This window comes from Bacillus sp. AC266, from assembly GCF_979253805.1.
This window is the reverse complement of the sequence record NZ_CEEDEC010000029.1, coordinates 1-599: the sequence shown is the minus strand read 5'-3', so window position 1 is coordinate 599 and position 599 is coordinate 1. Positions and strand designations below refer to the sequence as shown.

Annotated in this window: 1 protein-coding gene; it reads left to right on the top strand. The window is 28.2% G+C overall.

Annotated elements, in window-relative coordinates; genetic code table 11:
* Positions 1-570 (top strand): MerR family transcriptional regulator (locus AC0IXC_RS29065; RefSeq protein ID WP_471653714.1); only part of this gene is annotated, 570 nt, incomplete at its 5' end.
* Positions 571-599: the final 29 nt, after the last annotated feature.

Here is a 599-nt window from a genome sequence, read left to right as displayed (position 1 = left end):
ATTCATAGAAAGTTATCAGATGCTGAAATAAGTAATTTGATAGAAGAAAAGCTTCAATTGGAAATAAATAAGATAAAGGATGCAAATCAAGCAATAAATAAATTGAAAGCCCTGAATCCTGCAATTACGATTTTAAATAACGAAGTAAAAAAAGAGTATCTAGAATCATTGTTCGCATATGAATATGAATTATTACCAAATGAAAATATATGTGTAGCACTGAATAACCTAGAAGAATTAGTTGGCGGACTTAATGTTAAAAAGAATGAAAGAATCATCACATATAAACTGATAGATAATAAAATTCACCCTATTCGTATCGCCTTACAATTGGAAAATTATGAATTGAATCAATTGGCAATCACAAGTTATTTTGGTTTTCAAGCGCAAAAGTTTTTCTATGAAATTGATCCTTATCAAGAAGAATCAATATTAAAAATAAATGAGATAATGAACAAAAATAAAATAGAATTATCCGAACCATATATTTATGAACGTATATTGAGCCCGGATGATTATATATATTCCTCCAAACGCCTTTCGGAATTTATTTTTCCTTCTAAGTATTAAGTGTTTGACCTTACCCTTAGGTTAACCCT